Source organism: Pseudomonas xanthosomatis (assembly GCF_019139835.1).
GTDB lineage: Bacteria > Pseudomonadota > Gammaproteobacteria > Pseudomonadales > Pseudomonadaceae > Aquipseudomonas > Aquipseudomonas fakonensis.
In genome coordinates, this window is the sequence record NZ_CP077075.1 from 1,949,790 (window position 1) to 1,968,550 (window position 18,761).

Consider the following 18,761-nt stretch of genomic DNA (forward strand, 5'->3'; position numbering starts at 1 on the left):
CTGGCCTGAAAGTGATGCGTTCCAACCGGACGAAAGAGGACTTCGCCAATGCACAACCGCTTCACGCAATTACTTACCCTCACCTTGTTGCTGGCGGCCACCACCGCTTCGGCCAGCGATGGCAAGGCCCTGGCCGCCGCCCAAGGTATCCCGTACCCGGCCGTCATCGCCCACCGCGGCGCCTCGTTTTACGCCCCCGAATCCACAACCCCGGCCTACCTGCTGGCCCGCGAGCAGGGTGCCGACTACCTGGAAATGGACTTGCAACGCACCCGCGACGGCGTGCTGGTGGCGGTGCACGATGATGTGCTGGCGCGCACCAGTGATGTGGCCGAGCGCTTCCCCGAGCGTGCTGCCAGCCCGGTCAGCGCCTTCACCCTGGCCGAGCTCAAGTCGCTGGACGCCGGTAGCTGGTTCAACAAGGCTTACCCCGAGCGTGCCCGGGCTTCGTTCAAAGGGCAGCGCATCCTCACCCTCGATGAGGTGATCGACATCGCCGAAGCCAACCCCGAGCGCCATCCGGGCCTGTACATCGAGACCAAGCAGCCCGCGCAGTTTCCCGGTATCGAAAACGACTTGAAGACGCGCCTCGAGGCCCGAGGCTGGCTCGACAAGCCCGGGCGGGTGGTGCTGCAGACCTTCGACCGCAACAGCCTGGCACTGCTGCACAAGGCCATGCCGCAGACCCCGAAGATTCTCCTGCTGTGGGTGGCCAAGGGCAGTATCGAGCCGGCTTCCGGGCAGAATTTCGCCGATTCCGGTGAAAGCGACAAGGCAGCGTTCTACGCCCGTCAGCAGCCAAAAGACCGCGCCGAATTCGAACGCTGGCTGGATTACGCCAAAGCCGGCGGCGCCGTTGGCACCGGCCCTTCGGCCATGCGCAGCGGGCTTGGCGAGCAAAGCTACGCCGACCTGATCCAGCCCTGGATGAACCGGGCCAGCCATCAGCGCGGGCTGTTGGTGCACGTGTACACCCTTGACGACCCTGCAGACTTCGACAAGGCGCTCAAGGCCGGGGTGGACGGTATTTTCAGTAATCGCCCCGGGGCTTTCATGCGCTTTCTCGGACGCACCCCGGGCGGTGAGGGGCAGTTGCTGCGCCAGCTAGGCTATTAGCCGGCTCAGGGTGTCCCTGATGGCGCATTTCGCCAGATGCCGGCAGAGTGCCTGCCCCTTGCGCGCCCGCGCTGGGGGCATGTCACAAGGAGCCGGTGTGAAAATCAGGATCATGGCAGCGCTTGCCAGCAGCCTCTTGCTCGCCCAGTGGGCCCACGCCCAGGACATCTCTACGCTCTACCAGTCTTACGAAGACAAAGGCCGTTCCACCTTGAGCATGGATGAGCTGAACAAGCCGGTGCGTTTCGACGCAGTGGCACTGGGTGTCAGCAGCAGCTTGAACGGCACGCCGGTGCTGGCGGCTGGCAACGACGACGGCTATGAACTGGCCCGCCTGATCGGCGCCGACCAGGCCCAGGTGGCGCTGATGCAAGGCATGCGCACGGGGCAGAAAATCGCTGCCGAGTGCGTGCTGCAGTTCACCTCCGGCAGTGACTTTCTTGCCTTCAACCAATGCACATTCAACTGAACAAGGATGTTTCCATGAGAACTTCTCTTCGCCTTATCGCCCTGGCGGGCAGCCTGGCCGCCTGCTCCGTTTCGGCCGCCGAGGCCGACCAGGTGGCGCTGCTGACCAGCCTGGTCAAGTGCCAGGCCAGCGCGCAACAGGTGGCGCAGTTCAACAAGATGCTCGATGACCAGCAACTGACCCTGACCAAGGACGAAGCCCACAGCCCTTGGGGCGGTGCGGCCTGGCAGGTGAGCCCGGCGCTGAGCATCAACGGCGTTACCTCGGCCACCGTGGTGATGACTGACCGCTTCAGCTTCTTCCTGCAATCGGCCACCAGCACGCCGCAGGCCGATGCGGCCAAGCTGGCCAGCAGCCTCAAGCTGGAAAAGACCCTCGATACCGACGGCTACGTCGACTACCAGCGCAAGCTCGACAGCAAGGGCGCGCTGCGGGTGGTGTCCACCGAAGACAAAGACCGCGATCTGTACGTCGGCTGCAGCTACCCGCAGGGCTGAGGCCGGTCAGCCTGGCCCGGGGTTGCCCGCGCCATCGACAGTGGTGGGTCGTTGCCGGTTCCGGTTACGCCACACCCGATACGCCCGGATCCCTGCCCGCACCGAGCCGAACAGCAGCTTGTCTTCCATTTCCCTGGCCATCCCCGAGCGCACCAGCATGCGCAGGAAGGTGCCCCGTGCGCGGGCGATGGCGAAGTGGATGCCCTGGGCGGCCAGGGTGTCGCGTACCTCGCGCAGGGCGGCGATGCCGGTAACGTCGATACTGGTCACCGCTTCTGCGTCGAACAGCACTACCTGGGCCTGGTCCACCCCCTGTACGGCCTCCAGCAGGCGCATCTTGAAGTAGTCGGCATTGAAGAACAGGATCGCGTCATCGAAGCGGTATACCACCAGGCCCGGCACGGTGCGCGCATCCTTGTGCTGGCGCACGTCCACCTGGCCCTCGATGCCCGGCACCCAGCCCAGCACGGCGTCGGTGGGTTGGTAGATGCTGTACAGCAAGCGCAGGATCGCCAGGGTCACGGCGAACACGATGCCTGGCAACACGCCCAGGCCGAGCACGCCGACCGTGGTCAGCAGGCACAGCCAGAATTCGAAGCGGCTGAGCTTGTAGATGGTTTTGAGCGACCTGACGTCGATCAGCCCCCAACCGGCCATCAGCAGTACGGCGCCCAGGGCGGCCTGGGGAATCCAGGCCATGGGGGCGGTGAAGAACAGCAAAATCAAGGCGATCACCAGGGCGGCGATGATGCCCACCAGTTGGCTCTTGCCGCCGACCATGTCATTGACTGCGGTGCGCGAGTCGGCGCCGCTGATGGCAAAACCCTGGGAGATGCCGGCAGCCAGGTTGCTTACACCCAGGGCGACGAATTCGTGGTTGGCGTTGATTGCATAGCCGTGCCGCGCGGCAAAGCTGCGGGCGGTGAGCATGGCGCTGCAGAAACTGATGGTGGCGATGCCCAGGGCGTCGCGCAGCAGGCTTTTGGTTTCGGCCAGGTTGCTCTGCGGCCAGGCCAGCTCCGGGATGCCCGCCGGTACCGGGCCGAGAACCGCTACGCCAAAGCGGTCCAGGCCGAACAGCCCGGCCAGGGCGGTGAACACCACCACGGTGACCAGTGCCGCCGGTAGCCGTGGGTAGCGGCGCGGTAGCCAGATCAGCAGGCCCAGGCCGGCCAGGCCGATCAGCAGGGTCAGCCAGTGGATCTCGCCCAGGCGTTCGAGGAAATTGACCACGCTGAGGATGAACCCGTCACCCTCGATCTTGAACCCCACCACCTTCGACAACTGCCCGGCGATCAGGCTCAGGCCGATGCCGTTGAGGTAGCCGATGAGGATCGGCCGCGAGAAGAAGCTGGCGATGAACCCGGCCCGGGCCACGCCGGCGGCGATCAGCATCGCCCCCACCAGCACGGTGACGATCACCGACAACTCGGCGATGCGGTGTGGGTCGCCCATGGCCAATGGCGCCACGGCGCCGCCGATCATGGCGCAGGTGGCGGCGTCGGGGCCGACCATCAACTGTCGGGAGCTGCCGATCAGGGCGTACACGATCATTGGCAGAACACAGGCGTACAACCCGTACTGCGGCGGCAGGCCGACGATCTGCGCGTAGGCGATGGCGATAGGGATCTGGATGGCAGCCACCGACAAGCCGGCCTGCAGGTCGGCGTGGAACCACTCGCGGCGGTAGTGCAGCAGGTTGGCCAGGCCCGGAAGCCAGCGGGAGAGAAACATGGGCAGTCCTTTGGAGATGTTTCGAAAAGCGTAGGGCGTTTATGCGCGCAAGCCGTCTGGCTGGCAAGTGCGGCGTGGCCGGGCATTGAAATCGATCGGCGAGAGGGCGGCCATGGGCCAGATCAAAGAAGGAGGCAGAAACGAAAAAAGGAGCCATGGGCTCCTTTTGACAGCGATGACGTTATAGAAACGCCATGCGGGGAATACGATTTGGAGCGGGTAGAGGGAATCGAACCCTCAACTAAAGCTTGGGAAGCTTTCGTTTTGCCACTAAACTATACCCGCGTCAGCGCACGACTTTTTACCAGATCCCTCCTCGAAATAGAAGCCCAGGTTATAAAAAAAGCGGGTCGGCGCCCTGCTGCCTGCGGGTGGGTGGGGCAGCAAGACGCCGATGCGCTCAGATGGCCAGTGCATGCTGCCCCTGTACAGGTGTGTAGCGTTGACGGGGCTGGCGCACGGTCGGCTTGAGGAAGCCGAGCATCACGCTGCGGGTATCTTCACAGGCGCCCTTGTGTTCCATGTCGAGGAAGTGGCCGGCATCGCGGATCACGCTGAAGTGGCTCTGGCCGACGTGTTGGCTGAACTGGCGGGCATCTTCGACGGTGGTGTACTCGTCACGGTCGCCGTTGATGAACAGCACCGGAATGTCGATGTTGCGTGCAGCCCGCAGCGCCCGCTCCAGGTCGTGGTCGAGCACCTGGTTGATGTGAAACAGCATCTGCGTGTATTCGTGGCTGTCCAGGCTGCTGACATGCCGGTAGTTGAAGCGCTTGAACAGTGACGGCAAGTACTTGCCGATGGTGTCGTTGATCAGGTTGCCCACCTGGTAGCGGTCGCAGGCGGCCAGGTACTGGCAACCGCGCTCCAGGTAGTCGCGCATCGGTTCGTTGATCACCGGCGAGAACGAGCTGACGATGGCTTTTTTCACCCGCCGTGGCTGGTGCGCCAGCGCCAGCAACCCGCAGGCTCCGCCCCAGGAGAACGACATCACGTGGTCGGCCTGGAAGTGCTCGATCAGCTCGAGGAGGATGTGCGCCTCGGTCTCCTTGGTGAGCAAACGCTCCTGGCGGTTGTGCGGCTTGGACTTGCCGGCGTACGGCTGGTCGTACAGCACCACGTTGAATTGCGGATGCAGGTTGCGCACCGTCTGGGCAAAGGAAGCCGTCGTGGCCAGCGAGCCGTTGATCAGGATGATCGTCTTTTCGGCGCCTTCTGCGCGATGGAACTCCGTGTAAACCCGGTACTGCCCTTGGATATCAAGTACAGCGATTTCTGGCCTCATGTCGTCGACTCCTGGCGCAAAAAGGGTATTCGCGTCACCTAGGGTGCACGTGCTTTATGACAGGTAGGCATTTGCCTGGAAGTGAAAGCGGTGGGCCCTTGTGTCGATCCTTGACGCTTGTGTCGACGGTATTGTTGTGGCGGGCGATCTGCCGTGCCCCAGGGCATCGAGACCTTGGGTGGCTGGCAAAAAGGTGTCTTGGACTACGGTTGTGACTGTTGGGTCACATGCAGACCGACAAGTGAGCAGTCAAGCAGTGGGTACGGGGTCGCGCAAGTGCCGTTGAAGGGTTTTTTTGCCGGCGGTCGTGTAGTGCGGGCGCAGGGTGGCTACCCAATCGTTTGCGCGGGAAGTGGCTGATTGAGGGGCCGGACACGGTCCCTGTAGGAGCCGGCTTGCCGGCGATGAGGCCGGCGCAGGGAAATGCTGTTTCAGGCCCGGCCCTATCGCCGGCAAGCCGGCTCCCACAGCGGGCTGCGGGGCGATCAGACGGCTGCGATCTCTTCGCAGCTCAATGCCCTGAAAGCCCCGGGCGCCAGCTCAGGGTCCAGCACGATCTGCCCCATGCTCTCCCGGTGCAGCCCCACCACCTTGTTCTGGAAGTGCCCGAACATGCGCTTGACCTGGTGGTAGCGCCCCTCGACGATCGTCAGCCGCGCCTCGCGCGGCCCGAGTATGTCCAGCCGGGCAGGCTGGGTGGTGAGGTCTTCGAAGGCGAAGTACAGCCCCTCGCGGAAGGTATCGACGTAGTGCGCGCCGATCTCGTCCTCGGTGTGTACCCGGTACACCTTGGGCAGCTTGGTGGCCGGCTGGGTCAGCCGGCGTGACCACTGGCCGTCGTTGGTCAGCAGCAGCAACCCGGTGGTGTTGAAGTCCAGGCGCCCGGCGATGTGCAGGTCGTCGCGCAGCTCGCCGGGCAGCAGGTCGAGCACGGTGCGGTGCTCGGGGTCGCGGGTGGCGCTGACGCAGCCTTGCGGCTTGTGCAGCATCAGGTAACGCGCCGGGCGACCGGCCTGCAGCAGGTGTTCGTCCACCTCCACCCGGCTGAATTCGCGCACCTCGTGCAGCGGGTCGGCGGTGGCCACGCCATCCACGCGCACACGCCGTTGCACCAGCAGCAGGCGCACTTGCTGGCGGTTGTAGGCGGGCAGGTTGGCGAGGAAACGGTCAAGGCGCATGGCGGCAGGTCGGCTGGAATCGGCGCGCAGTCTAGCGGATTGCCGGCGGCTGCGCTGCCTTGAGCTGCTCGTCCACCTGGGCGCAGCGCGGGCACAGGCAGGCCTTGTCGCGCAGCTCGGCGGGCAGGGCCTCGAGCACGGCCGGGTCGATGCTCACCTCGAAGCACCAGCAGCCGCGCGCGGCCGTACGTGGGTCGGCCAGGCCGCATTGGTTGCTGGCACCGCAGGCGGGGCAGAGGGTGGTATCAGGCATGCTCGGTTCCGGGTGTTTCGCTGCAGACGCGGTTGCGTCCACCTTGTTTGGCACGGTACAGCGCGTGGTCGGCGCGAGTCAGCAGTGCGTGCAGCGAGTCGCCGCGTTGCAGGCCCGACAGGCCGATGCTGACGGTCAGGCGCAGCGGCTGGTCGGCGTAGCTGAAAATCAGCTGTTCGGTGCGACGGCGGATCTTCTCGGCCACTTCGATGGCCTGACGCCCCTCGGTTTCGCGCAGCAGCACGATGAACTCCTCGCCGCCCCAGCGGCAGAGTATATCGGACTGGCGCAGGCTGCCCTGCAGCACATTGGCGAACTGGCGCAGCACTTCGTCGCCGGCCAGGTGGCCGTGGGTGTCGTTGAGCGCCTTGAAGTGGTCGAGGTCGATCAGCAAGGCGACCAGTGGCGCGCTGTCGCGCTGGGCCTCGATCAGAGCCTGGCCGGCCAGCAGGTCGAAGCTGCGGCGGTTGGGCAGGCCGGTGAGGCTGTCCAGGGTGGCCAGCGCCTCGGCGTTGGCCTGGTGGCGCCTGACCATGGCGTCCAGCAGCGACAGCACCACCAGGGTGATCATGGTGCAGATGGCCAGGTTCAGGTACAGCGACTGGCGAATTCGGTCCAGGGCTTCGGTTTCGCGTTTGTCCACCAGCAGGTACCAGTCGAGCTCCGGCAGCAGGCGCACGTTCAGAAAATGCGCATGGCCCTCGTTGTCCTTGTATTCGTGGCTGCCGGCGGTCGGCGTCGGCAGGCGGCTCAGCAGGTCCTGCCATTGGTCGCTGTCGGCCAGTTGCTGGCCGGCACGCAGGCCGTGGGGGCCACCGCCGGTGCCGGTCAGCACGATCTTGCCCTGGCTGTCGGTGAACAGTACCGCCCGTTGGTAACGCCGCTGGTAGTCATCGATCAGCTTGACCACCGATTCCACGCTCAGGCCCACGCCCACCGCGCCGATGAAGCGCTGCTGGTAGTCGAGCACCTGGTGGTTGATGAACACGGTCAGCTTGTCCTGGTTGGCCATGTCCAGGTCGACGTTGATCTCGTAGGGCTGCTGCAGGTTGCGCAGGCGAAAGTACCAGGCATCGCGCCAGGCATCGGGCTTGACCTGCTTGAGCACACCCTTGGCCTGGTAGTAGGTGAGGGTGCGGTCGGAGACGAAAAAACTGGTGCAGGTGTTCTGGGTGTCCATCACCTCGCCGAGGTAGCGGGTGATGCGCTCAGGGTTTTGCTCGCCGGCCAGCACCCAGTCACGCAGGAAGGTGTTCTGCGCCATCATTGCCGAGATCTGCACCGGGCGGATCAGGTCTTTCTGGATTTCCGAATACACCGTGTCGGAGGTCAGTGGCAGTTCGGTGTTGACGATGCCGTCGCGGATCGCCCCGCGCGAGGCGTAGTAGCTCAGCAGCGAGGTGGCCAAAAAGCCGCTGGCCAGCAACAGCAGCAGGGTGAAGATCAGCGAGCGTTGCGAAAACAGGGCGGAAGGCGAGGGCATGATCGTCCCGTGATATGTGCCAGAGGTCACATTCTAGTGAGATGGCCGGGAAATGACTGCATGTTTTTCAGGGTTATACGAGCTGTTTCAAATTGTTGCTGAAATGGCACTGAATCCTGGCGCGGATGTCTTATCTGGTGTCGGTGATCGCATTCCCGCCGATGCCCGTCAGCGCCGCTGACCCGGGCACCCCAGCGGTCCAGGAGGCCGCCATGTACCCACGAATTCTGATCATTGTCCTGCTGGGGCTTTTGACCTCTGCCTGCGCGCCTTACTACGAGAGCGACGGCTATTACCGCAGCGACTATTACACCAGCGACCGCTACGTGTACCCGGGCTATTACCGCCAGGACCGCTACTACGTGGCGCCGCAACCGCGCTACTACTACCAGCCCGCGCCGCGTTACTACCAACCTGCGCCGCGTTATTACCGGCCGGAGCCTGCCCCGCATTACCGCCCGGGCCCGCCCCCGGGCAGGCCGGCGCAGTGGCAGGGCAACCCGCGGCATGACTATGGCAACCGTCAGCGCTATGACTATGGGCGTGACCGGGATCGCAACGACTATCGCAACAACAACCGGCGTAATGGCCAGGGGGATCGCTGGCATTCCAACGGGCAGGGCAATCGCGACCGTGGGCCCGGCAACGGGCGGGGCGGCGACCGCAACTGGCAGCGCTGAACTCTGGTTGAACCCTGTAGGAGATCACCCAGCCCTTTCGGGCTGCGCTGTCGCGCAGAGAACTAGTCTCGCAGATGTACCGCGGCCCCTGTGGGAAGCGGCCTTGTGTCGCGATGGGCTGCGCAGCAGCCCCGGTAATTTTGCATGAGGCTGAGGCCTTGGGGCCGCTTCGCGCCCCATCGCGACACAAGGCCGCTTCCCACGGGAACCGTGTTAAATCAATGAGTTGCAGTTTGTTCTATGGAGAGCCGGCTTGCCGGCGATGGGGCCCTGAAGCGTTGCACTGCAGGGCCGGCCTCATCGCCGGCAAGCCGGCTCCTACAGGTAACAAGACCCATCAACCGAGCATGTAAAAGGGCCCCTCAACCCAGATCGGCCAGCGGGTGCGGCCCGTCCCACACCTTGTTGAAATGCGCCTGCACCACCGCCGCCGGCACCTGCGCCACGTCTGGCCAGTGCCAGTGCGGGGTGTTGTCCTTGTCCAGCAACCGGGCGCGTACCCCTTCGCTGAATTCGGGGTGACGGCAGCAGTTCAGGCTCAGGGTGTATTCCATCTGGAACACCTGCGCCAGCGACAGGTGCCGGGCCCGGTGAATCTGCTCCCACACCAGGTGCGCCGTCAGCGGGCAGCCTTCGTGCAGGCGCTTGCCGGCATCGGCCAGCAACGGGTCGGCATGCCGGGCCAGGCCGCTCAGCGCTCGCCAGGCTGCCAACGGGTCGGCCACATCCAGCACCTCGTCGATGATGGCGCGCCGCGCCAGCAACTGCCCTTCGGGCAGCTCGGCCCAGGCACGGTGCTGCTCGGCCTTGAGCAGGCTGTTGAGTTGCAGTGCGGTCTGCTCCTGCCAGTTCAGTTGCAGCAGTTCATCGATCAGGGCTTGCTGTTGCTGTTCGCCTAGGAAACGATCGGCCAGGCCGAGATCAAGGGCATCGCGGGCGTTGATGGGGGCGCCGGTCAGCCCGAGAAACAACCCGAGCTTGCCGGGCAGGCGGGCGAGGAACCAGCTGGCGCCGACGTCCGGGTACAGGCCGATGCTGATTTCCGGCATGGCCAGCCGGCTGCTGGGGGTGACGATGCGTATTGCTGCGCCCTGCAACAGCCCCATACCGCCGCCCAGCACGTGGCCATGGCCCCAGCACAGCAGGGGTTTGCGGTAGGTGTGCAGGCGGTGGTCAAGGCGGTATTCGCTGGCAAAGAAGCTGGCCGCCAGCGCCGGCACGCTGTCGGGTTGTTCGCGGCAGGCCTGAGCCAGCGCGCGTACATCGCCGCCGGCGCAAAACGCCTTGGCGCCGTTGCCGCGCAGCAGTACGCAGACGATGCCGGGGTCGCGGGCCCAGGCGTCGAGCTGCTGGTCGAGCTGCTCGATCATGGGCAGGGTCAGGGCGTTGAGCGCCTTGGGGGCATCCAGGCTGGCGATGCCGATGCGGGCGCCGTCGGCGCCGGTGAGTACCTCGCAATGAATGGACATGGACTACCTCGCGCAAGTCGTCCCACCAGTATGGCCGGCGCCGGCAAAGCTGCCGGTCGCCGGTCGGCTGGATTGACAAGCCGGCCCAGCTTTCCTAGTGTCGCGCCACTTTGTTTCCGGACCATCCCATGACCGACGACGACCGCATCAAGCTCGAACCCAGCTGGAAGGCCGCCCTGCGCGACGAGTTCGACCAGCCCTACATGCACCAGCTGCGCGAGTTTTTGCGTGGCGAGTATGCTGCCGGCAAGGAGATTTACCCGCCGGGGCCGATGATCTTCAATGCACTGAATTCCACGCCGCTTACGCAGGTGAAAGTGGTCATTCTCGGCCAGGACCCGTACCACGGCCCGGGCCAGGCCCACGGCCTGTGCTTCTCGGTGCAGCCGGGGGTACCCACACCGCCGTCGCTGGTGAATATCTATAAAGAGCTGCAGCGCGACCTCAACCTGCCGATCCCGAACCACGGTTACCTGCAAAGCTGGGCCGACCAAGGCGTATTGATGCTCAACACCACCATGACCGTGGAGCGCGCCAATGCGGCGTCGCATGCCAGGAAGGGCTGGGAGTTCTTCACCGACCGGGTCATCCAGGTGGTCAGCGAGCAGTGCCCGAACGTGGTGTTTCTGCTGTGGGGCGCCCATGCCCAGAGCAAGCAGAAGCTGATCGACGCCAGCAAGCACCTGGTGCTCAAATCCGTGCACCCGTCGCCGTTGTCGGCTTATCGCGGGTTCTTCGGTTGCGGGCATTTCAGCCGGGCCAATGGCTTCCTCGAGCAGCGCGGGATCGCGCCGATCGACTGGGCGGTGCCGGCACTCTGAAAGAACGCGCCGCCTTCTTCGCGGTTTTACGAGCTGGCGTTCCAGCGCCTGAAAAACGGCTCGGCCAGAAACAGCACGAACAACAAGCGCATCACCTGCAGCGCGGTCACCAGCGGTACCGACAGTTGCAGGGTCTCGGCCGTCAGGCTCATCTCGGCAATACCGCCGGGCATCATGCCCAGGGTCAGCGAACGCAGGTCCAGGTGGCTGAGCAGGCTCAGCGCCCAGGCCGCTGCTGCGGCAATCAGCATGCACAGCGCGGTGGCCAGCAGGGTGCGGCCGAGAAACGACGGCGCGCGGCGGAAGAACGCACGGTTGAAGTGGCAGGCCAGGCCGCTGCCGATCAGCCACTGGCCGATCTGGCTGGCGCCGTTGGGCAGGCCGATCTGCAGGTTTCCGGCCAGGCTGATGGTCGCTGCTACCAGCAGCGGGCCGAACAGCCAGGGGTTGGGTTGACGCAAACGCTGCCACAGCAGCGCCACCGCCACGCCCAGCGGGGCGATCAGCGCCAGCCAGCCCCAGCTCACGCTGCCGGCATGGTTCAGCGGCACGCCATCACCCAGCAGCAGCTTGAACAGCGCCGGCACGCACAGCACCACCGCCAGTACCCGCAGGCTTTGCGCGGCCGCCACCTGGCTGAGCACCGCGCCATTGCGCGCGCCCAGGTTGACCATCTCGCCCGAGCCGCCCGGCATGCTGGCGAAGAACGCCGTGGCGCGGTCCTCACCGGTGCGCCGCAGCAGCCACACGCTGATCACGCTGGAAAGCGTGGTGAACAGTGCGCCGAAGAAAATCAGCGCGAAGTGGCTGGCCACCTGCTCGATCACCGCCGGGGTGAAGTGCAGGCCGATGCCGATGCCGATGATCCACTGCCCGCACTTGCGGCCATGGGGGATTTCACTGAGCTGCCAGGGCGTGAGGCAGCGCACCAGGATGATCGCCAGCAGCGAGCCGACCATCCATGGCAAAGGCCAGCCGACCTGGCTGGCGGCAAAACCGCCGGCCAGGCCGACCAGCCCGGTGGCCCAGAACAGGGGCAACGACCGGTCAGGCATCGGCCAGGGCCCGGCGCTGCTGGGCACGTTTGCGCCAGATGCGCAGCAGCGGCAGGGCCAGCATGCACACCACCAGTACCCACACACCCATGCTGATCGGGCTCGACCAGAGGATGCCCAGCTCGCCGTTGGAGATCGACAGCGCGCGGCGCAGGTTCTGCTCCATCAGCCCGCCGAGGATGAAGCCCAGCAGGATCGGCGACAGCGGGAAGTCCAGCTTGCGCAGGATGTAGCCCATGATGCCGATGCCGACCATCAGGAACAGGTCGAAGGTGGTGGCATGCACGGCGTACACGCCGATCGCGGTGATGATGGCGATCACCGGCACCAGCGCCCAGTTCGGCACGGCGAGAATGCGGGTGAAGATGCGGATCATCGGGATGTTCAGGATCACCAGCATGATGTTGGCGATGAACAGCGAGGCGATCAGGCCCCAGACGATGTCCGGTTGCTGTTCGAACAGCAGCGGGCCTGGGGTGATGTTGTACAGGGTCAGTGCGCCGATCATCACGGCGGTGGTGCCCGAGCCGGGTACGCCGAGGGTCAGCATCGGCACCAGGGCGCCGCAGCAGGAGGCGCCGATGGCGGTTTCAGGCGCGGCCAGGCCACGGGCATCGCCCTTGCCGAACTTGCCCTTTTCGCCAGCCATGCGTTTTTCGGTCATGTAGGCCACGGCGCTGGCCAGGGTTGCACCGGCGCCTGGCAGTACGCCCATGATGAAGCCCAGCAGGCCGCAGCGGATGTTCACCGCGAACACCGAGGCCGCTTCCTTGAAGTTGAACAGCATGCGCCCGGTGGCCTTGACCGCGATATGGCCATGGTGAGTCTTTTCCAGCAGCAGGAGGATCTCGCTGATGGAGAACAGGCCCAGCACCAGCACCACGAACTGGATGCCGTCGGCCAGATGCACGCTGTCACCGGTGAAGCGGTACACGCCGCTGTTGGCGTCAATACCGACCGCCGACAGGAACAGCCCGATCAACGCGGCAATGAAGGTTTTCAGCGGCTTGTCGCCGGCCATGCCGCCGAGGGCGACGATGGCGAACACCATCAACACGAAGTATTCCGCCGGGCCGAAGGCAATCGCCCATTTTGCCAGCAGCGGGGCGAACAGCACCATGCCGCAGGTGGCGATGAAGGCGCCGATGAACGAACTCCACGCCGACAGTGACAGGGCAACGCCCGCCAGGCCCTGGCGGGCCATGGGGTAGCCGTCGAGGGTGGTCATCACGGTGGAGGCCTCACCGGGGATGTTCAGCAGGATCGAGCTGATTCGCCCGCCGTATTCGCAGCCCAGGTAGACCGCCGCCAGCAGGATCAGCGCCGACTCCGGCGGCAGGCCCAGGGCAAAGGCGATGGGGATCAGCAGGGCCACGCCGTTGATCGGGCCAAGGCCCGGCAGCAGGCCGACCACGGTGCCGATCAGGGTGCCGCACAGGGCGGTGACCAGGTTGTAGGGGCTCAGGGCGACGCCGAAGCCCTGGCCGAGGTAGCTAAAGGTATCCATGTGTCAATTCTCCAGTACGCTCAGCAGGCCAAGGGGCAGGGGCACGTCCATTACGCGGTCGAACAGCCAGTAGAGGAAGATGCTCATGCCCACCACCACGATGGCGCCGGGCAACCAGCGCCCGCCGTACAGGCGTGCCATGGGCAGGCCGACGAGGATCGCGCTGAGGATGAAGCCCAGCGCTTCGAAGGTGGCGGCGAAGACGACCAACAGGCCCACGCAGGCGGCGATCTTGATCAGGGTTTCGCGGTCCAGTTCCGGCTCATCGTCCTTGCGCACGATGGGCGTTGGGCGGATGGCCAGGTACAAAAGGCCCAGGCCCATCAGCCCGAGCATCAGCAACGGGTAGGCGCGCGGGCCCACCGGTTCATAGGAAAACGCGGCCTGGTAAGGCCAGGCCATCACCGCCAGGGCGGCGCAGACGGCCAGCAGCACGAGGGCGAAGATACGTTGCAGGATCATTGAAGAAATCCTCGGTGAGTTACGAAGCGGCGCGCTCCCTGTAGGAGCAGGCTTGCCTGCGATGGCGCCAGTCGCAGCAATGCAGTTGCCTGATCCGACGCCATCGCAGGCAAGCCTGCTCCTACAGGGGATGTGCCTGGCAGGTATTACTGAATCAACCCGAATTCCCGAGCCAGGGCCTTGTAGTCAGCCACCTGCTTTTTCACGTAGCCGTCCAGCTCTTCGCCGGTCATGGCGAACGGGAACAGCTCGCGCTGGTCACGCAGCTTGGCGAAGTCTTCCGAGGCCAGCATCTTGTCGAACGAGGCCTTCCACCAGGCGTAGTCCTCGTCGCTGACCTTCGGCCCCAGGTAGAAGCCGCGCACCACCGGCCAGACGATGTCGTAGCCCTGCTCCTTGGCGGTGGGGATGTCTTTCATCTCTGGCTCGTCCAGGCGCTTTTCCGAGAACACCGCGAGGATGCGCATGTTGCCGCTCTGGATGTGCGGCATGGAGTCGGAAATGTCGGTAGAACCGACCTGGATGTGACCGCCCAGCAGTGCGGTTGCGATTTCGCCGCCGCCTTCCAGGGCCACGTAGCGCAGGTCGCGCGGGTTGATGCCGGCGGCCTTGGCAATCAGCGCGGTCTGCATCCAGTCCTGGCTGCCGACGGTGCCGCCAGAGCCGATCACCACCTTGCTCGGGTCTTTTTTCAGCGCCGCGACCAGGTCGTCGAGGGTCTTGTAGGGCGAGTCGCTTTTCACCGCAATGGCGCCGTAGCTGGTGCCGACCGCAGCCAGCCACTTCACTGCGTTTTCGTCGAAGCGGCCGAACTTGCCCTGGGCCAGGTTCAGCAGCGAGCCGCTGGACCAGGCTACCAGGGTGCCGGCATCACCCGGGCGCTGGGCGACCACGGCGTTGTAGGCCACCGCACCCACGCCACCCGGCATGTAGGTGACGCGCATCGGCTTGCTGAGGATCTTTTCCTGCACCAGGGCGCTTTGCACCAGCTTGCAGGTCAGGTCGAAACCGCCGCCGGGCGAGGCCGGGGCGATGCATTCAGGGCGTTTGGGTTCGGCGGCCAGGGCGTTGCCGGCCAGCAGCAGGCAGCCGGTGGCGAGGGCGAGGCGGCGCAGTGAAAAGGTCATTGTCAGTCTCCGTGAGCATTGTTGTTATGGGGGCGCGCGTGGCTTACCAGAGGGCCACGCTGTAGCTGACCAACAGCCGCACTTCGTCGGCGTCGCGGGCGAAGTTGGAGCGGAAGGTGGCGTTGCGCAGTCGCACGGCGACGTTTTTCAACGGGCCGCTTTGTACCACGTACTTCAGTTCGGTGTTGCGTTCCCACTCCTTGCCCTCGCCACCGGCGGCGCGGCTGACGTTGTCGCCGTTGATGTAGCGGGTCATGAAGGTCAGGCCGGGCACGCCCAAGGCTGCGAAGTTGTAGTCGTAGCGCGCCTGCCAGGAGCGCTCGTCGGCGCCTGCGAAGTCGTTGATCTGGACGAAGTTGACCAGGTACGGGTCGGCGCCATCGACGTAAGGGAAGGCGCTGTCGCCGCTCAGTTGCTGCCAGCCGGCGCTGAGCTTGTGCCCGCCCAGGCCGTAGCTGAACATGCTGCTGAAGGTGGTGTTGTCGATGCGCCCGGCTTTTGCAGAGCCTGCCTCGTCGCTGATCGCCAGGCGCAGGTCGGCGCCGAAGGTGCCCGGGCCCCAGGGCTGGGTGGCGAGCATGCCGATGAAGTGCTGGCGGTAGATGTCATCGAGCTGGGCGAAGTGGTAGCTGCCGGTTATGCGGTCGGTGAACTTGTAGTCAAGGCCCGCCAGGCTCAGGTTGTCGGCGCTGAAACTGCCACCGAAGCGGCCGTTCTTGTTGTTCAGGGCCAGCTCTTCCCAGTTGGTGTCGTTGCGGTCCTTGGCGTGGTCCAGGCGCCCGCCGGTGAAGGTCAGGCCCTTGATTTCCTGGGAGGTGAGCAGGCCGCCTTCGAAGGTTTGCGGCAGGATGCGCCCGTCGTTGGGCTGCAGGGTCGGCAGTTCGGGGATCAGGGTGCCGATCTTCAGTTCGGTCCTGGAAATCTTCACCTTGCCGGTCAGCCCGAGCTTGGAGTACTCGTTGGCGGCCCGGCCATCGTCATGGGTGGGCAGCAGGCCGGTGTCGGTGCGGTCGGGGCTGGAGTCGAGCTTGATGCCCATCATGCCCAGCGCGTCCAGGCCAAAGCCCACGGTGCCGTCGGTGTAGCCGGACTCGAAGTTGAGCATGAAACCCTGGGCCCATTCGTCGCGCTTGGATTGCTGCGCGCTGGTGCCGTCGCGAAAGTCGCGGTTGAAGTACATGTTGCGGGTTTCGAAGGTGGCCGTGCTGTCTTCGAAGAAGGCGGCCTGGCTCAGCGGGGCGACGCCGGCAAGCGCGAGGGCGCCGGCAATGGCGGACGGGCGTGCGGACAGGGAACGGGTAGGCGCGAACGCCTGAGGCTGCGATGACAGCATCGGGATGACTCCGTTTATTGTTCTTATTCGTTGCACCTTGCTGGTGCTTTTTTCGGCGCGTGGAGCGACCGTGGTGCGATGCTAGGTAACGAACCTTTCGCTAACCTTTCAGCGCGAAAGGTTTGTTACAAGGGGCTTCACAGGCCGCCCGGCAGCGGTACACTCCGCGCCACCGCCCCACCCGAGCAGGAAGAATCCGATGCGTGTGCTGCTGGTCGAAGACCATCTGCAACTGGCCGAAAGCGTGGCCCAGGCCCTCAAGAGCCAAGGCCTGACCGTGGATGTTTTGCATGACGGCGTGGCCGCCGACCTGGCCTTGGCCAGCGAGGACTACGCCGTGGCCGTGCTTGACGTCGGCCTGCCGCGGCTGGACGGGTTCGAGGTGCTGGCGCGTTTGCGCGGGCGTGGCAAGACCCTGCCGGTGCTGATGCTGACCGCGCGCAGCGATGTGAAGGACCGGGTGCACGGGCTCAACCTCGGTGCCGACGACTACCTGGCCAAGCCGTTCGAGCTGAGCGAGCTGGAGGCGCGGGTCAAGGCGCTGCTGCGCCGCAGCGTGCTCGGCGGCGAGCGGCAGCAGCGCTGCGGGCCACTGGTTTACGACCTGGACACCCGGCGTTTCAGCCTGGGCGACGAACCGCTGACCCTGACCCAACGCGAACAAAGCGTGCTCGAGGCACTGATCGCCCGCCCGGGGCGGGTGATGAGCAAGGAGCAACTGGCCGCCCAGGTGTTCGGCCTGGATGAAGAGGCCAGCCCCGACGCCATCGAGATCTACATCCACCGCCTGCGCAAGAAGCTCGACGGCCACCCGGTAGGTATCGTCACCTTCCGCGGTCTGGGCTACCTGCTCGAGCATCGCGATGCGTGACGACGGCAGCCTGCGCGGGCGCCTGCTGGGCAACCTGGCGCTGCTGCTGGTGGTGCTGATGCTGGCCAGCGGCCTGAGCGCCTACTGGAACGGCCGCGAGGCCGCCGATACCGCCTACGACCGCACCCTGCTGGCCTCGGCGCGGACCATCGCCGCGGGCCTTTCGCAACGTGACGGGACCCTCAGCGCCGATGTGCCCTACGTGGCCCTGGACACCTTCGCCTACGACAGCGCCGGGCGCATCTACTACCAGGTGCTGGATATCAACCAGAAGCTGATTTCCGGCTACGAGCACCTGCCGCCACCGCCGCCGGGTACCCCGCGCACTGACGACTACCCGGCCCTGGCGCGGTTCTACAACGGCACCTACCTGGGCCAGGACGTGCGCGTGGTCAGCCTGCTCAAGGCAGTCAGCGAGCCGAACATGAACGGCATGGCCGAAATTCGTGTAGCCGAAACCGAAGAGGCCCGGGTGCGCATGGCCCGCAGCCTGATGGCCGATACCCTGTTGCGTTTGGGCATGCTGGCGCTCGGGGCGCTGGTGCTGGTGTGGTTTGCCGTAAGCGCTGCGTTGCGCCCGCTGGAGCGCCTGCGCAGCGCCGTGGAGGAACGCCAGCCCGACGACCTGCGGGCCTTGCCGGTGGTGCAGGTGCAGCGCGAGCTCGGGCCGCTGGTGCGTGCCCTGAACCACTTCACCGAGCGGCTGCGCGGGCAGTTCGAGCGCCAGGCGCAGTTCATCGCCGACGCCGCCCACGAGCTGCGCACACCGCTGGCGGCGCTCAAGGCGCGGGTCGAGCTGGGGCTGCGCTCGAAGGAGGCGGACGAATGGCGCCACACCCTTGAATCTGCCGCCCAGGGTACTGACCGCCTGACCCACCTGGCTAACCAGTTGCTGTCGCTGGCGCGGGTCGAGAACGGCGCCCGGGCCATCGCCGAGGGCGGCGCCCAGCGCCTGGACCTGAGCCAGTTGGCCCGCGAGCTGGGCATGGCCATGGCGCCGCTGGCCCATGCCCGGGGCGTGTCCCTGGCGCTGGAGGCCGAGGCGCCGGTGTGGCTCAAGGGTGAGCCGACCCTGCTTAACGAGCTGCTCAGCAACCTGGTGGACAACGCCCTGGCGCATACCCCCGCCGGGGGCGATGTGATCTTGCGTGTGCTGGCGCCGGCGGTGCTGGAGGTCGAGGATGATGGCCCCGGAATCCCCGAAGATGAACGCGAGCGGGTGTTCGAGCGGTTTTACCGGCGCAGCGTGCAGGGCAGTGGCCTGGGCTTGGCCATCGTTGGCGAGATCTGCCGGGCGCATCTGGCGCAGATCAGCCTGCATGATGGCGAGAAGGGCGGGTTGAAGGTACGGGTGAGTTTTATCGCGGATTAAGCCTGTATCCCTGTAGGAGACCATACAGCCCTCTAGGGCTGCGCTGTCG

General features: G+C 65.4%; 18 protein-coding genes and 1 tRNA gene. 7 read left to right on the forward strand and 12 right to left on the reverse strand.

All coding sequences use genetic code 11. The features are described from left to right. The first annotated feature begins 48 nt into the window (after positions 1–48). The 3 genes from KSS93_RS08705 (at position 49) to KSS93_RS08715 (ending at position 2,082) form a co-directional block, all read left to right on the forward strand. Positions 49–1,116, forward strand: a complete 1,068-nt coding sequence (locus KSS93_RS08705) for a glycerophosphodiester phosphodiesterase (protein WP_217887936.1) — start codon at positions 49–51, stop codon at positions 1,114–1,116. Positions 1,117–1,213: 97 nt separating this feature from the next. Next, positions 1,214–1,585 (forward strand): hypothetical protein, encoded by a 372-nt coding sequence (locus tag KSS93_RS08710; RefSeq protein ID WP_225917319.1) that lies wholly within the window; start codon positions 1,214–1,216, stop codon positions 1,583–1,585. A 14-nt stretch (positions 1,586–1,599) separates the two neighbouring features. Next, positions 1,600–2,082 (forward strand): hypothetical protein, encoded by a 483-nt coding sequence (locus tag KSS93_RS08715; RefSeq protein WP_217887938.1) that lies wholly within the window; start codon positions 1,600–1,602, stop codon positions 2,080–2,082. A gap of 6 nt (positions 2,083–2,088) precedes the next feature. Here KSS93_RS08715 and KSS93_RS08720 read toward each other — a convergent pair whose 3' ends face one another. The 6 genes from KSS93_RS08720 to KSS93_RS08745 all read right to left on the reverse strand — a co-directional run bounded on the left by KSS93_RS08720 (position 2,089) and on the right by KSS93_RS08745 (position 8,015). Further along, positions 2,089–3,816: a SulP family inorganic anion transporter gene (locus KSS93_RS08720; RefSeq protein WP_217887939.1), complete on the reverse strand. Its 1,728-nt coding sequence runs from the start codon at positions 3,814–3,816 to the stop codon at positions 2,089–2,091. A 211-nt stretch (positions 3,817–4,027) separates the two neighbouring features. Then, a tRNA-Gly gene (locus tag KSS93_RS08725) sits at positions 4,028–4,101 on the reverse strand. A 115-nt stretch (positions 4,102–4,216) separates the two neighbouring features. After that, complete coding sequence (locus KSS93_RS08730) at positions 4,217–5,101, reverse strand: alpha/beta fold hydrolase (RefSeq protein ID WP_217887940.1); 885 nt, start codon at positions 5,099–5,101, stop codon at positions 4,217–4,219. A gap of 485 nt (positions 5,102–5,586) precedes the next feature. Next, positions 5,587–6,279, reverse strand: a complete 693-nt coding sequence (locus tag KSS93_RS08735) for a 16S rRNA pseudouridine(516) synthase (protein ID WP_217887941.1) — start codon at positions 6,277–6,279, stop codon at positions 5,587–5,589. A gap of 31 nt (positions 6,280–6,310) precedes the next feature. Next, positions 6,311–6,532, reverse strand: a complete 222-nt coding sequence (locus tag KSS93_RS08740) for a cysteine-rich CWC family protein (protein WP_217887942.1) — start codon at positions 6,530–6,532, stop codon at positions 6,311–6,313. Further along, positions 6,525–8,015, reverse strand: coding sequence for a sensor domain-containing diguanylate cyclase (locus KSS93_RS08745; RefSeq protein ID WP_217887943.1), 1,491 nt, complete (start codon positions 8,013–8,015; stop codon positions 6,525–6,527). Before KSS93_RS08745 ends, KSS93_RS08740 begins: the two co-directional genes overlap by 8 nt. Before the next feature lie 212 nt (positions 8,016–8,227). Between KSS93_RS08745 and KSS93_RS08750 the strand changes: the two genes are divergently transcribed. After that, a complete protein-coding gene (locus tag KSS93_RS08750) occupies positions 8,228–8,695 on the forward strand; it encodes a hypothetical protein (RefSeq protein WP_217887944.1) in 468 nt (155 codons plus the stop codon). A gap of 362 nt (positions 8,696–9,057) precedes the next feature. Here the strand turns inward: KSS93_RS08750 and dspII are convergent, their stop codons facing one another. Further along, complete coding sequence (gene dspII / locus KSS93_RS08755; protein ID WP_217887945.1) at positions 9,058–10,164, reverse strand: enoyl-CoA hydratase/isomerase DspII; 1,107 nt, start codon at positions 10,162–10,164, stop codon at positions 9,058–9,060. A 128-nt stretch (positions 10,165–10,292) separates the two neighbouring features. On the opposite strand from dspII, the gene ung reads away from it, so the two are divergent. Beyond that, positions 10,293–10,985: a uracil-DNA glycosylase gene (ung, locus tag KSS93_RS08760; RefSeq protein WP_217887946.1), complete on the forward strand. Its 693-nt coding sequence runs from the start codon at positions 10,293–10,295 to the stop codon at positions 10,983–10,985. Positions 10,986–11,011: 26 nt separating this feature from the next. Here the strand turns inward: ung and KSS93_RS08765 are convergent, their stop codons facing one another. The 5 genes from KSS93_RS08765 to KSS93_RS08785 all read right to left on the reverse strand — a co-directional run bounded on the left by KSS93_RS08765 (position 11,012) and on the right by KSS93_RS08785 (position 16,469). Continuing rightward, entirely contained in the window at positions 11,012–12,040 is a 1,029-nt protein-coding gene (locus tag KSS93_RS08765; protein WP_217887947.1) for an AbrB family transcriptional regulator, read from the reverse strand. After that, on the reverse strand, positions 12,033–13,547 hold the full coding sequence (locus KSS93_RS08770; protein WP_217887948.1) for a tripartite tricarboxylate transporter permease: 1,515 nt from the start codon (positions 13,545–13,547) through the stop codon (positions 12,033–12,035). The genes KSS93_RS08765 and KSS93_RS08770 overlap by 8 nt, the downstream gene beginning before the upstream one ends. Before the next feature lie 3 nt (positions 13,548–13,550). Next, positions 13,551–14,009: a tripartite tricarboxylate transporter TctB family protein gene (locus tag KSS93_RS08775; RefSeq protein WP_217887949.1), complete on the reverse strand. Its 459-nt coding sequence runs from the start codon at positions 14,007–14,009 to the stop codon at positions 13,551–13,553. A 146-nt stretch (positions 14,010–14,155) separates the two neighbouring features. After that, complete coding sequence (locus tag KSS93_RS08780; RefSeq protein WP_217842036.1) at positions 14,156–15,136, reverse strand: Bug family tripartite tricarboxylate transporter substrate binding protein; 981 nt, start codon at positions 15,134–15,136, stop codon at positions 14,156–14,158. A gap of 43 nt (positions 15,137–15,179) precedes the next feature. Further along, complete coding sequence (locus tag KSS93_RS08785) at positions 15,180–16,469, reverse strand: OprD family porin (RefSeq protein WP_217887950.1); 1,290 nt, start codon at positions 16,467–16,469, stop codon at positions 15,180–15,182. A gap of 199 nt (positions 16,470–16,668) precedes the next feature. Here KSS93_RS08785 and KSS93_RS08790 point away from each other — a divergent pair, with 199 nt between their 5' ends. Then, a complete protein-coding gene (locus KSS93_RS08790; RefSeq protein ID WP_217842038.1) occupies positions 16,669–17,340 on the forward strand; it encodes a response regulator in 672 nt (223 codons plus the stop codon). After that, the gene (locus KSS93_RS08795; RefSeq protein ID WP_217887951.1) at positions 17,333–18,712 is read left to right on the forward strand and encodes a sensor histidine kinase; all 1,380 of its coding nucleotides are present in this window, start codon (positions 17,333–17,335) and stop codon (positions 18,710–18,712) included. The genes KSS93_RS08790 and KSS93_RS08795 overlap by 8 nt, the downstream gene beginning before the upstream one ends. Positions 18,713–18,761: the final 49 nt, after the last annotated feature.